Below are 14,141 nucleotides of genomic sequence, written 5' to 3' on the forward strand. Positions count from 1 at the left end.
TTTCGAAATTAGTATTGTTTTTTAGATAAATAATAAATACGTTTACGGACTTTTAATAATGAATAGATAATCCCAAATTTATATGAAGAAGTTTATTGCATTTGCGGCAATGTTAACACTAGTAATCGGCTGTGGTAAGTCAGGTGATAAAGGTGAATTAGTTGGTGTTACAGGAGGGAAATGGCATCCCGAGAAGCCTTATGGAATGACATTAGTTCCGGGTGGATCTTTTATTATGGGTAAATCAGATGCTGATTTAGCTAACGTAGAAGATGCTCCAACTAAAACAGTAACGGTTCGTTCCTTTTATATGGATGAAACTGAAATTACAAATAGTGAGTACCGTCAATTTGTGGAATGGGTAAAAGATTCTACAATGAGAGTTCGTTTAGCAATCTTAGCTGACGAAACAGGACAAAAATCTACTGATGGTAAAGGTTCAAAAGGTGGAAGTATTTCTGACTATGCTTTCAACGATTCTGATCCAGAAAAAATGACGGCTTATGATAAATACATGTACGACAACTATTATAGTGTTGGTACAAAAGATGATCCATATGCTGGAAGAAAATTAAACAGAAAAGTTAAATTAATTAAAGATACAAAAGCTTACCCAGACGAATATTACGCTGAAGTAATGGACTCTATGTATTTGCCAATTGAAGAATCATACAATGGTTTAAGAACAATTGATGTAAATAAATTGAAATTCCGTTATTCTTGGATGGACATTCAAGCTAGCTGCAAAAGCTAAAGTTGGAAAAAGAAGTGACTTCGTAAAAACAGAACAGGTAAATGTTTATCCTGATACTGCAGTTTGGATTAAAGATTTCGCTTACTCATACAATGAGCCAATGCATAATGATTATTTCTGGCACAAAGCTTACGGAGAATATCCTGTAGTTGGTGTTACTTGGAAACAAGCAAAAGCATTTTGTGCTTGGAGAACATTAAACAAAAACAGTTATATCAAATCTAAGAAAAAAGGGCGTGACTTAGTAAATGCTTTCAGATTGCCAACTGAAGCAGAATGGGAGTACGGCGCAAGAGGTGGTCTAGAATCTGCTACTTACCCTTGGGGAGGTCCTTATACTAAAAGCGATAGAGGTTGTTTCTTAGCAAACTTTAAACCAAGTAGAGGAGATTATGTTGCTGATGAAGCATTATATACTGTTGAAGCAAAATCATACGATGTAAATGGTTACGGATTATACAATATGGCAGGAAACGTTTCAGAATGGACTGACTCTGCTTACAATCCAAACGCTTACGAATATGTTTCAACAATGAATCCAAACGTAATTGATGGTAAAAATCAGAGAAAAGTGGTTCGTGGAGGTTCTTGGAAAGATGTTGCTTACTTCTTACAAGTTAGTACTCGTGATCACGAATATGCTGATTCAGCTAGAAGTTATATCGGATTTAGAACTGTACAAGATTACATGGGAACTCAGGTAACTGGAAGCTCTAACAAAAGAAAGTAATTTATAATTTTATCAATATCCAACAAATCTATTTAAATTAAAACCTAAAAAAAAGTATTATGGCATTATTAAGTAAAAAAGCAATGAATTTCGCTTATGGTATGGGAGCGGCAGTAGTAATCGTTGGAGCTTTATTCAAAATTACTCACTTTGAAATTGGACCATTAACAGGAACAGTTATGCTTTCAGTAGGATTGGTTACTGAGGCGTTAATCTTTGCACTTTCTGCTTTCGAACCTGTTGAAGACGAGTTAGATTGGACTCTTGTTTACCCTGAATTAGCTAACGGACAAGCTAGAAAAAAAGAGGTTAAAGTTGAAGCTCCAACAGAAGCTCAAGGATTATTATCTCAAAAATTAGATTCATTATTAAAAGAAGCTAAAATTGACGGTGAATTAATGTCAAGTTTAGGAAACAGCATCAAAAACTTCGAATCTGCTTGCTAAAGGAATTGCTCCAACTGTAGATTCAATCGCAGGACAAAAGAAATATTCTGAAGAATTATCTGTTGCTGCTTGCTCAAATGGAATCATTAAACAGTTTATATAAAGTACAGTTAGAAAGCGCTTCTAGAAACGCTGAAGCTAACAAAGAAATCGCTGAAAATGCTTCTAAATTAAAAGAGCAAATGCAATCTATGACTGCAAATATTGCTTCTTTAAACAGTGTTTACGGTGGTATGCTTTCTGCAATGAGTAACAAAGGATAATTAGTTTTTGACTAATATTAAATTTATTAATAAAGAACTAATTAGAAAAAAATGGCAGGAGGAAAATTAACCCCTAGACAGAAGATGATTAACCTGATGTATCTGGTTTTCATCGCAATGTTAGCAATGAACGTATCAAAAGAAGTTATTTCTGCTTTTGGTTTGATGAACGAAAAATTTGAAAGTGCAAATACAAGTTCAACAGAAACAAATGCAGGTTTATTAACATCTTTAGATCAAAAAGCTGAGGAAGCAAAAGGAGAATTTGCTATTGCTTGCTCAAACAGCTCATAAAGTTGAAACAATTACAAAAGATTTTTATGATTATATAGCTACTCTAAAAGCTCAGTCTATTAAAGGTTTCGAAGTTGAAAAAGAAACTGGAAAATTGCCATATGAGGCAATGGATAGAGGAGATAATATCGACGACTGGTTTACAGGAGACGGTTATACTAAAAAAGGTAACGAAATTATCGCTAAAATCGAAAAATACAAAGCTGATATTAAAGCCGCTTTAGGTACAGATAAAAAATATGCGGCAATTATTTCTGAAGTTGAAAAGAAATTTGATGTATCTGATGTTAAGAACAAAGATGGTATCAAAGAAAAATATTTAGCTTACCACTTCAAAGGATTTCCTGCGATTGCATCTGCGGCAAAACTTTCAACTTGGCAGAATGATGTTAAGAAAGTTGAAGCAGATGTTTATAATAGTGCTTTAGGAAAAGCGGCGGTTGCTCACTGCTTCTTACAGTAATTATAAAGCAATAGTTGTCTTGGATAAAAGTGCTTATTTCCAAGGAGAAAAAGTTACTGGTAAAGTTGTTTTAGGTCGTTATGACGAAAATACAACTCCAACGTCATTTAATTTGAATGGTAGACCTGGAAATATTGTTGCTGGACAAGCGGTTGTTGATATGACTGCTGGAGGTGTAGGTGAGCAAGAAATTAAAGGACAGTTTACATTCTTAGAAGATGGTAAAACTATTCCACTTGCTTTTACTGGAAACTATGTTGTAGTTCCAAGACCGAACTCTGCTACAATTTCTGCAGATAAAATGAATGTAGTATATAGAGGAGTTGTTAACCCGATCTCTGTATCTTTCGCTGGTGTTGACGCTAACAAAATTGTTGCTAGCGCTCCAGGATTAGCTTCTGCTGGAAAACCAGGAAAATATAACATGAGCCCAGGTCAAGGTACTGAAGCTACAATTTCTGTAACAGGTACATTGCCAAACGGTGATAAAGTAACAGACAAGAAAACTTTCAGAATTAAAGGTATTCCTGGTCCAACAGGAACAATTAGAGGTGAAATGGGTGTTGTAAAAGGACCTAAATCTAACCTTGAAATTGCTACTATTGGAGCGAAACTTCTTGATTTTGATTTTGAAGTTGGTTTAGACGTTGTTGGATTTAACATGAAAATTGCTGGACAGCCTACAGTTGTTGTTTCAGGAAACAAAATGAATGCACAATGTAAACAAGTACTTTCAAGAGCAGGTAAAGGAGACCAAGTTACTATTTCTGAAATTAAAACTAAACTGGTAGGTGCAGGTAGTTACTTATTGCCAAGAACTGCTCCAGTAATTTACGAAATACAATAATAAAGTAGTGTGAACTACGTTCAATATCTTATAATGATACCACGATGAAAGTAAGAAATTTTTTAATAGCCGTTGTTTCTATCGCTGGAGGTTTTGCTTCTAATGCGCAATCTAATTTGCTTAACGCAAAAACGCCTGCTCAGATAGGACTTAAAACTCCTGCTCAACTTATATCTGATAATGATAAGCCTTTAGCTTATGGTTATGTAGATGATCGAGATATTTTGATGGGTAAAACAACTTGGGAAATTATTGATTTAAATGAAAAAATCAATTTTCCATTGTACTTTCCTGTAGATACAGCTAATATTGGTGCTAATAGACGTTCTCTTTACGACGTTTTGACTAAAGCTATTAAAGGTGGAAAAATTACTGAAGTGTATACTGATAGTTATTTCAATACCAAAAAATCTATGAAAGACATCGAAGGATCATTGTCTCGTATTGATACAACTGATGCTGGTAGAGAGTTAATTAACCAATACCCAGATGACTACAAATCACGTGTAGTGAAGAAAAAAGTGGTTACTGGTAAAGGTAAAAACAAAAGTGTTTCTTATGTTGAAGAAACAGTTGGGCCAACGAGATCGGTTCCTGCTGAATACATTTTGAAACAAGACCTTACTCTCGCAGATGTTACTCAGTATAAAATTAAAGGATACTGGTATTTTGATAAACGTCAAAGTGAATTGAAATATCGTCTACTTGGAATTTGCCCGGTAACTCCAGACGTTTATACTATGAATAGTGATGAAAAGGATTATATTGAATTATTTTGGGTATTCTTCCCAAATGCCAGAGAAGCACTGCATGAAGCAAAAGCTTTCAATGACAGCAATTCAGCTCTTCCAATTTCATTTGATCAGATTTTGAATTCAAGACGTTTTAACGCTGTTGTTTACAAAGAAGAGAATCTTTATGGAGACAGAGCGATCAGCGATTATATGAAAGACAACGCTCAAAATCAGTTGTTAGAATCTGAAAGAGTGAAAGAAAAAATTCGCAACTTCGAACAAGATATGTGGAACTACTAAGTTGATACATAATATAATAATTAAAAAACTCTTGCTACATTTGTAGCAAGAGTTTTTTTTATGTGGATAATTCAAAGTACTAGGTAAGCAATGTACCAGACCAATATTTACAATAAATTATTTATGTAGGAAAAATAACAATATTTATAATAAAATTTCGTTTAATGTGTTGTAATAATTATGATGATGAAAATAAGAAATTTTTTAATAGCTATTGTTTCCATTACAGGGAGCTTAGCTTCTACTGCACAATCTAACCTGCTTAATGCCAAAACTGCCGATCAGATTGGAATTAAGACAGTCGCACAGATGATATCTGATAATGATAAGCCATTGGCTTATGGTTATGTAGATGACAGAGATATTTTGATGGGAAAAACAACTTGGGAAATTATTGATCTAAATGAAAAAATAAATTTTCCATTATATTTTCCTGTCGATACGGCTAATATTGGTACAAATAGGCGTTCGCTGTATGATGTTTTAACTAAGGCAATTAAAAATGGCAGAATAACAGAAGTGTATGCTGATAGTTATTTCAATACGAAAAAATCTTTGAAAGATATTGAAGGAGCACTTTCGCGAGTAGATACTACAGATGGAGGGAGAGAATTAATCAATCAATATCCGGATGACTATAGATCACGTACGGTGAAGAAAAAAATAGTTACTGGAACAGGTAAAAATAAAAAAGTAACCTACGAAGATCAAATTGTAGGACCGACAAGAACTGTTCCTGCTGAATATATTTTGAGACAGGATCTTACATCTGCAGATGTGAGCCAGTATAAAATTAAAGGATTCTGGTATTTTGATAAACGTGAAAGTGAATTAAAATATCGACTGCTCGGAATTTGTCCAGTGACTCCTGATGTTTATACAATGAACAGTGACGAAAAAGATTATATTGAATTATTTTGGGTATTCTTTCCAAATGCGCGAGATGTGCTACACGAAGCCAAGGCCTTTAACGATAAAAATTCGGCGCTTCCAATTTCTTTTGATCAAATATTTAACTCAAGAAGATTTAATGCAGTTATTTATAAAGAAGAAAATATGTACGGAGATCGCGAGATTAAAGATTACATTAGAGATAATGCTCAGAGTCAGTTATTAGAATCGGAAAGAGTGAAAGAGAAGATCCGTAATTTTGAAGAAGATATGTGGAATTACTAAGTTCTGAAATCAAATTATAAGAAAAACTCTTGCTACCTTTGTAGTAAGAGTTTCTTTATTTATACACTTTTACAATGCTTGATTATTTAATCGTCGGATCTGGATTGGCTGGAATTTCTTTCGCCGAAATTGCACTTAAGAACAATAAAACTATATTGATAGTAGATAACAAATCGCAGAATTCATCTCGAGTTGCCGGTGGTTTATATAATCCTGTTATTCTTAAGCGTTTTAGCGAGGTTTGGAAAGCACAAGAACAATTGGTTCAAATGAATGAGTTCTACGATCAGATTGAAGAAAAGTCGCAGGAGAAGTTTAACTTTAAGATGCCTGTTTTAAGAAAGTTCTTTTCAATCGAAGAGCAGAACAACTGGTTTTCAGCCTCAGATAAATTAAATTTAGCTCCATTTTTGTCTACCAAATTAATTACAAAAAAATACAATAGTATTGATTCTCCTTACGATTATGGAGAAGTTTTGCATACAGGTTACGTTAAGACTGCATTGTTGTTGGATACTTATCGAGAATATCTACTTAAGAATAATTTATTGTTGGAGGATTCTTTTCATAGCAGTTTCCTTGAAGTTTTGGATAATGGAATTCAGTATAAAAATATTCAAGCGCGTCATATTATTTTTGCAGAAGGTTTCGGAATGCATAAAAATCCGTATTTCAATTACCTGCCATTGGATGGAACAAAAGGAGAACTGTTTATTATAAAAGCGCCAAAATTAAACTTAGATGTAATTGTAAACACGAGTGTATTTATTTTGCCGCTTGGAGGAAATCTGTTTAAAGTTGGAGCTACCTATAACTGGCACGATAAAACAGATGCACCTACAGAAGAAGGCAAACAGGAACTTTTAGATCGTATAAAAGAAATTATCACCTGTGATTTTGAAATTATCAAACACTTTGGTGGTGTTCGCCCAACCGTAGCTGACAGAAGACCTCTTTTAGGAACACACGAAGTGTACAAATCGCTTCATATTCTTAACGGTTTAGGAACGCGCGCGTAATGCTGGGACCTTCAATGGCTAAAGCGTTATATGATCATATTGAAAACAATATTCCTTTAGATCGAGAAGCCGATATAAAACGATTTCATAAAAGATATTTAAAAAGTCTTAATTACGACCGGCCTTAGGATCATAAGAAACAAACATATTGATATATAGGTTTCTAGCAAGGCGCAATACAAAAGGAAACAAAACTACCAAAGTCAGAATAATTGCGATAAATGATTGTTCGATAGTAGCTCCAAAAAAGACAAAAGAGACAATAAATGCGGCGATTCCGACAGCAACATTTAATCCGTAACTTACGTACATTGCGCCATAAAAAAACGAAGGTTCAATTTGATATCTAAATCCGCAATGGTCGCAATTTTCGTTCATTTTTAGAACTTTAGTCAAATGAAGCGGATTTTTGTCTTCATACATGCTCTCATTTTGGCATTTTGGACAACTTCCTGTTAAAATACTATTTAGTTTCGATCCTTTTTTTAACATTTGCAAAAATTTTGATCAAAGGTACATTTTTACGCCTTTATTTCTTGTAACAACAGTCACAAATTATGCTTAATATACACAATCTTTCGGTTTCTTTTGGAGGAACATATTTATTTGAAGAAGTTACTTTTCGGCTAGGAGCTGGAGACCGAGTTGGTCTTGTCGGTAAAAACGGAGCAGGTAAATCTACAATGCTTAAAATGCTGGCTAGAGACTTTGCCCCAGATTCAGGAGTTATTTCTCAAGAGAAAGATATCCGTATGGGCTTTTTGCGTCAGGATATTGATTTTGAGCAAGGAAGAACAGTGTTGGAAGAAGCATACGAAGCTTTTACTGAGATCAAAATTGTAGAAAAAAAATTAGAAGAAATCAATCATCAATTGGTTACCAGAACCGATTATGAAAGTGAAGAATACAGCCAGATCATTGAAGACCTATCTGATTATACACATCGTTTTGAACTTTTAGGAGGTTATAATTATGTGGGAGATACAGAAAAAATCCTTTTAGGTTTAGGTTTTAAAAGAGAAGTTTTTAATAACCAAACAGAAACATTTTCTGGAGGTTGGAGAATGCGTATCGAATTGGCCAAACTACTTTTACAATCCAACGATGTATTGCTTCTGGATGAGCCAACCAACCACTTGGATATCGAAAGTATCATTTGGTTAGAGAGTTTCCTTCGTAACTATCCAGGTGTTGTGGTAATTGTATCGCACGATAAAATGTTTTTGGATAATGTTACCAATAGAACAATCGAAATTTCTTTAGGAAAAGCATACGATTTCAATAAACCATATTCTCAATATTTAGAATTACGTCATGAAATTCGCGAAAAGCAATTAGCGACTCAAAAAAATCAGGCAAAGAAAATTGAAGAAACAGAAAAATTAATTGAGAAATTCCGTGCGAAAGCTTCCAAAGCTTCGATGGCGCAATCGTTGATTAAAAAATTAGATAAAGTCGAAAGAATTGAGGTTGATGAAGATGATAATTCAGTTATGAATATCTCTTTTCCAGTTTCAAAAGAGCCAGGAAAAGTTGTAATCGAAGCAGAAGATGTTACGAAAAGCTACGGCGATAAAACCATCCTTAAAGATATCAGTCTTTTGGTAGAAAGAGGAAGTAAAATTGCATTTGTTGGACAAAACGGTCAAGGAAAATCGACTTTCATCAAAGCTTTGGTCAACGAATTTGAGTACCAAGGAAATATCAAATTAGGGCACAATGTGCAATTGGGGTACTTCGCCCAAAATCAAGCCGAATATTTAGATGGTGAAATTACATTGCTCGCAAACTATGGAAGACGGCGCAACAGATACAAACCGCTCTAAAGTTCGCGACATGTTAGGCTCGTTTTTATTCCGCGGAGATGATGTCGAGAAAAAAGTAAAAGTACTTTCAGGGGGAGAGCGTAACCGTCTGGCGCTTTGTAAGCTTTTATTACAGCCAATCAATGTTTTACTGATGGATGAGCCTACGAATCACTTAGATATTAAATCTAAGAACGTTTTAAAGGTCGCACTTCAAAAATTTGGTGGTACTTTACTATTGGTTTCGCACGACAGGGATTTTCTTCAAGGAATGTCGAATATTGTTTACGAATTTAAAGATCAAAAAATTAGAGAATATTTAGGAGATATCAACTTTTTCTTAGAACAGCGTAATCTTGAAAACATGCGAGAAGTCGAGAAAAAAGACGTTGTAAAAGCCACAGCTCCAAAAGAAACAAACAAAACATCATACGAAGACCAGAAAAAAGGAAAAGCGCTTCAAAATCGTTTAAGTAAAGTTGAAAGTCAGATCAAACAATTAGAAAAAGACATTCAGCACGATGATAAATTATTAGCTTCAAATTACGACAAACATATTGAAGACGCGTCATTTTTTACTGCATATAACAAAAAGAAAAAAGATTTAGATCAATTACTTCTAGATTGGGAAATTGTTCAAGAAGAAATAGATAATTTTAATGCTTAGGTTTTAGTTTTATTTGTTTCAGGTTTCAGGTTTCAAGTTTCACGTTGCTCCAACTTGAAACTTGAAACCTGAAACTTGAAACTTGAAACCTGAAACTTGAAACCTGAAACTTGAAACCTGAAACTTGAAACCTGAAACTTGAAACCTGAAACCTGAAACCAACTACTTAATAATCCCAATAGACTTAGAATGCGCAATAGCTTCATTACTGTCTCTAAAATAGCAAACCTTGACATCTAGACTTTCCAGGTTTTTTAGGATCTTTTCGACCTCTCTTTTTTGGTATTTTCCAGTTTGTCTAATGTAAACAGCGATAACGGTAACAGGAAATATTTTGCAGATTCTTTCGTATAAAATAGGATCATCTCGCGAATCATCTCCCATTAAAATATATTTAAGAGTAGGATAAAATTCTACAACATGTTTTATTTTTTCAAACTTATGATCGTGACTGCCTCTGCCAGCTCATAAAAAAATCGGTAATTCCTCTTTTAATATCTTTCAGTAGAAATACGGCTTTTGGCAACTTGTGTATACGGGTGAACTTCGCAATAAAGCGGTATAAATTCCATTCGCCGCTCGAAATATAAAAAAATGCATTTGCTTCTTCGGGGTTATTTCTTCCCGACTGGCTCAATGCCTGATAGTGTGCCACAACATTTTTAAAAACCTTTCGGTCATTTACGTTTCTAAAAAGTAAAATGTAAATTTTTCTAAAGAAATTATTGGTGTGCGAAATCAAAAAAGTATCATCAATATCCGATATAATTCCGAGCTTCCCTTTATGCGGTCTTATAAAACTGCCTTTGCGACTTTTAGATTCATTTCCGTATTTCAGGCTCACTTCATAAGGCATCCATCCAAAATGTGTTTCTTTTTCAAGCGGAATGCAGAATTTAAAATAGCCGTCATCTAAAGTTTTGGTATGAATAATTTCATCATTATAATGAAGGTAAACATCAAAATTTTTAATCGTCTTTATTCGGAATAATTTGAGGATCGAGGTGGCATTTTTTAATTTCCTTTTTTCAAAGTCATAATTGTGTTCTCTTCTTAAAACATGCCCCATCACAATTAATTCTTGCTCATTTGCATAACCTCGATATAATTGTAGAATTGGTTTCATTAATTACGTATATTTAGGTAACTGTAAATTACTTAAATTAATTGGTTTTAAAAATAAAATTTTGAAAAAGAATATACTATTTGTTGTAAATCCGATATCGGGAGACCTTGATAAATCAGATTTAATAGACGCTGTTGAAGAATTCGCGAGCAACAAATCATTTTAATCTGGAGGTTTATGAAACTACAGGTAAAAGCGATTTAAAAGCAATACAAACAATCTACGAGAAGCATAATCCTGAACGAATTGTCGTGGCAGGAGGAGACGGAACAATTAAGATGGTTGCCGAAGCCATGGAAGATCATGATGTGATAATCGGGATTTTACCAGCTGGATCTGCAAACGGACTTTCTGTAGATTTAAATCTTCCAGAAGGAATCGAAGAGAATCTTAAAATAGCATTTTTGCATCATTATATCGAAATGGATATGATTTGCATCAATGGAAAAAAAAGTATTCATTTAAGTGATATTGGTTTAAATGCAAACTTGGTCAAGAACTACGAAGAAAGTGATGTGAGAGGTTTTTGGGGATATGCATTACAGGCTTTTACTACTTTGAAAGAATCAGATGATCCATTTGTCGCGACTATTTCTGCAAATAATAAAAAGGTGGAACATGTTGCAAGGATGATTGTAATTGCCAATTCTCAAAAATATGGAACAGGTGTAATTATTAATCCAAACGGTTCCATGAATGATGGAAAGTTTGAATTGGTGATTTTGAAAAGCTTGGATATACTTTTAATTGGAAAAATTATTACAGGAAACATGCCGATCGATTCAGATGATATTGTAATTATTTCAACCGATAAAGCAACTATCGAAACCGATTATCCAGTTAATTTTCAAATTGATGGTGAATATTGCGGTGCGCAGAAATCTTTAGAAATTCATATTCTGCACAAACAAATGAAATTGGCTGTTCCTTAAAGATCCAGATAAAGTTTGGCAGTAAAATAGATTGTAGTTTTATATCGCCCCGATGGGGCTTTATTGCTTGTGTGAAATTCAGGTTCTATAAATATTAAACTCCTAAAGGAGTTTGATTGCATTTCTATAGCTCTGGAATTACGTTGCTTTGGAAAGATATAAATATAGCTCTTGAAGAACGAAATATTCATAGCGAAAATTAAAAGGAAGGTGAAAGCAATATTCAAGCATGATAAGTAAAGCTCTGGAAGAACGAAATATTCATAGCGAAAATTAAAAGGAAGGTGAAAGCAATATTCAAGCATGATAAGTAAAGCTCTGGAAGAGCGAAATATTTATAGCAAAATATTTAAGGAGGAGATAAAAAAGCTCCATCGGAGCGGTATAATTATCCTTGTCTTATTTAAAAGGATTTCGTTCCTGCCATTCTGTTTTTGGTTCCAGATAATTAAAAAATCTTGAAATGTTATGGTTTATTAATGCATTACTGTGCGTAATTAAACCATACATTTTCACAGGTTTTGCACCGACGGAACTTTTAATTTCAAGAGCGGTTCTAGCAAAAACAATTTCTTTGAACCCTTTTTTAATAGAATAGGCGATCATGTCGTATAGCATATTTAAATACAGCATTTTTTCGCGTTGTACACTTTCATCATAACCTAAAAAATAAGTGTCCATTACAGTTCCGTTCTTGATTAAAGTGTTGAAACCAATTAATTTTTCGTCAATAAAATAACCGTACAATAAAAAGTTATCCCCCATAATTTCTTTGAAAAAGCTAAAATGATTTCGAGCTAGAAAAAAGGTATTGAAAGGCGCATTTTTGGCAACATGAAAATACAAATCATAAATTACATCTTCATATTTCTGAATATCGGCTAAAGACATTTTTTGTTTTACGATTCCTTCAGATTTTTTTCGGGCGCGTTTGTACTGGTCGCGGTATTTTTTGGATAAAGCATCAATATAATCTTGTTCTGTTTTCCAGTTATTTTTGATTTCAAAAATCATATTGGGCTGTGTCGAAAACGTATAATTGTTTTTGAATTCAGCTTGGAGCGGTTCAATTTCCTTTGAAGTAAAATCTTTAATGCTGGTTATGTGAACTTTTTTACCGCTTTCTTTTAAATCTTTCTTGAGTTGATTTATAGCTTTATGAAGCGTTTTGATTGCTTTTGACTGCTTGATACTTTTATCAAAAGCAAAAGCATTTTGTCCAGTCAGCATATTATTGCCAATGAATAAAACATGTGAAGCAAAGTTTTTAAGGGCAAAATTACGAACAGAAGTTTTTAAGCATTTATCGCGTTCGCCAAAAGACTCTAGTTTTTCTGCAAATAGAAACTGAGTTAAAACAATTCCGATGATTTTTTTCTTCGATAATTCCAATAAAATGACAAGTCATATTTACTGGAGAAGAATTTTCCAGTACTTCGAGATATTCCCGTGTTAAAAAAATATTGTCAGCGACAAGCGAATTCCATTCTGAAGGCAGTACTGAAGCGCTTTTGTAAATCTGGAAAGAATATGTTGTATTCAAAAGAGTGAACTAATTTCTTCAAAATTAGATAATATTTGCAATAACTTATTTTCTTTAAGTTATTATTAAGAAAAACCCGTTCGAATTTACTTCAAACGGGTTAGTATTTTATTGTTTATGCAAAACCGCAAATAATACCGCCCATTAGTGTAAGCGTAATTACCCAATAACCGGTATTGATAAATATGTATTTCCAAGATTTTCTTTCAAACAAACCATTGATTCCGATTAAAGGAAATGCAAAAAATAAACCAGATATAAAACCGTGAAGGGCGCCGTGTTTAAAAGTTCTGTAAGCCATTCCGTAATCGGCCATAAATGCCGCAAACGATGGTTTCGCACTATTAATTAAAGGAGGTCCGCCAACCATTCCAACCGCTCCAGATTGATGAATTGTCAACGACATTAAAGTCATTGTAATCATTAAAGAAAAAATGTACGTTAATACAAAGATTTTAATCATACTTCCTTTTTTCAGTTCTTCCTGGGTAAGATTGCTTTCTTTCATCCAGATAGTTCCAAATACTTTGGGGCTGTACCAAATAAAGCCGACAACAAGCGTAACAATTGCGGCTAAAAGTAATGCAACGAAGTTAATTTCCATGATATGAGGTTTTTAGAATTAGTTAATCAAATGTAATCAAAAAAACAATGAGCAAATCTCTTTTTTAAAAAAGCAAAACATATCTTAATTCATCAAATATTTATTAACACTTTGTCGACATTCCGTGCATTATATCTACGAAATGTATAATTTAGTCTCCGAATTAAAAGACACTCTTGAATGCTAAAACAGGATCAAATTTAATCAGAATGGAAATCTGTTTTATGCGAAATAAATCTTGAAAATAAATTATAATACTTCCCAAAAATTAATCGTGCTTATGAATGAATTTTACACTCGTTAAAAAAGTTGATTAAATATATTTAGTTAATTGCTGAAAACCGTAATTCGTTGCGGTTTTTTTATTTTATAAAGTTTCGATGCTCATTTTTTGATATTTCACTGATAACCAATTTTTTAACGGAATGTCACTAAGCT

General features: G+C 33.5%; 5 protein-coding genes and 7 pseudogenes. 8 read left to right on the forward strand and 4 right to left on the reverse strand.

What is annotated here, in order from left to right; genetic code table 11:
* Nucleotides 1-82 precede the first annotated feature (82 nt).
* The 6 genes and pseudogenes from porK to ACZZ95_RS10210 all read left to right on the forward strand — a co-directional run bounded on the left by porK (nt 83) and on the right by ACZZ95_RS10210 (nt 7,154).
* Nucleotides 83-1,484 (forward strand): annotated as a pseudogene (gene porK / locus ACZZ95_RS10185) (T9SS ring complex lipoprotein PorK/GldK).
* A 59-nt stretch (nt 1,485-1,543) separates the two neighbouring features.
* Nucleotides 1,544-2,193: pseudogene (porL, locus tag ACZZ95_RS10190) on the forward strand (type IX secretion system motor protein PorL/GldL).
* A gap of 51 nt (nt 2,194-2,244) precedes the next feature.
* A pseudogene (gene porM / locus ACZZ95_RS10195) lies at nt 2,245-3,797 on the forward strand (type IX secretion system motor protein PorM/GldM).
* A 44-nt stretch (nt 3,798-3,841) separates the two neighbouring features.
* Nucleotides 3,842-4,831: a type IX secretion system ring subunit PorN/GldN gene (gene porN / locus ACZZ95_RS10200; RefSeq protein ID WP_463468936.1), complete on the forward strand. Its 990-nt coding sequence runs from the start codon at nt 3,842-3,844 to the stop codon at nt 4,829-4,831.
* Between the two features lie 186 nt (nt 4,832-5,017).
* Nucleotides 5,018-6,007, forward strand: coding sequence for a type IX secretion system ring subunit PorN/GldN (porN, locus tag ACZZ95_RS10205; protein ID WP_463471653.1), 990 nt, complete (start codon nt 5,018-5,020; stop codon nt 6,005-6,007).
* Between the two features lie 74 nt (nt 6,008-6,081).
* Nucleotides 6,082-7,154: pseudogene (locus tag ACZZ95_RS10210) on the forward strand (NAD(P)/FAD-dependent oxidoreductase).
* Here the strand turns inward: ACZZ95_RS10210 and ACZZ95_RS10215 are convergent.
* The gene (locus tag ACZZ95_RS10215) at nt 7,135-7,518 is read right to left on the reverse strand and encodes a DUF983 domain-containing protein (protein WP_463468937.1); all 384 of its coding nucleotides are present in this window, start codon (nt 7,516-7,518) and stop codon (nt 7,135-7,137) included. The pseudogene ACZZ95_RS10210 and the gene ACZZ95_RS10215 sit on opposite strands and share 20 nt — an antisense overlap.
* Nucleotides 7,519-7,583: 65 nt before the next feature.
* Between ACZZ95_RS10215 and ACZZ95_RS10220 the strand changes: the two are divergent.
* Nucleotides 7,584-9,498, forward strand: a pseudogene (locus ACZZ95_RS10220) (ABC-F family ATP-binding cassette domain-containing protein).
* A gap of 162 nt (nt 9,499-9,660) precedes the next feature.
* On the opposite strand, the pseudogene ACZZ95_RS10225 reads toward ACZZ95_RS10220, so the two are convergent.
* Nucleotides 9,661-10,624 (reverse strand): annotated as a pseudogene (locus ACZZ95_RS10225) (App1 family protein).
* A gap of 134 nt (nt 10,625-10,758) precedes the next feature.
* On the opposite strand from ACZZ95_RS10225, the gene ACZZ95_RS10230 reads away from it, so the two are divergent.
* Nucleotides 10,759-11,556, forward strand: coding sequence for a diacylglycerol/lipid kinase family protein (locus ACZZ95_RS10230; protein WP_463468938.1), 798 nt, complete (start codon nt 10,759-10,761; stop codon nt 11,554-11,556).
* A 399-nt stretch (nt 11,557-11,955) separates the two neighbouring features.
* On the opposite strand, the pseudogene ACZZ95_RS10235 reads toward ACZZ95_RS10230, so the two are convergent.
* Nucleotides 11,956-13,099: pseudogene (locus ACZZ95_RS10235) on the reverse strand (GNAT family protein).
* Nucleotides 13,100-13,214: 115 nt separating this feature from the next.
* Nucleotides 13,215-13,703, reverse strand: coding sequence for a DUF1761 domain-containing protein (locus ACZZ95_RS10240; RefSeq protein WP_095953536.1), 489 nt, complete (start codon nt 13,701-13,703; stop codon nt 13,215-13,217).
* Nucleotides 13,704-14,141: the final 438 nt, after the last annotated feature.

Source organism: Flavobacterium sp. AC267, from assembly GCF_979258715.1.

Coding starts and splice junctions, on each gene's coding strand:
- porN (WP_463468936.1), top strand. CDS start 3,842: ATGAAAGTAAGAAATTTTTTAATAGCCGTTGTTTCTATCGCTGGAGGT.
- porN (WP_463471653.1), top strand. CDS start 5,018: ATGAAAATAAGAAATTTTTTAATAGCTATTGTTTCCATTACAGGGAGC.
- ACZZ95_RS10215 (WP_463468937.1), bottom strand. CDS start 7,518: ATGTTAAAAAAAGGATCGAAACTAAATAGTATTTTAACAGGAAGTTGT.
- ACZZ95_RS10240 (WP_095953536.1), bottom strand. CDS start 13,703: ATGGAAATTAACTTCGTTGCATTACTTTTAGCCGCAATTGTTACGCTT.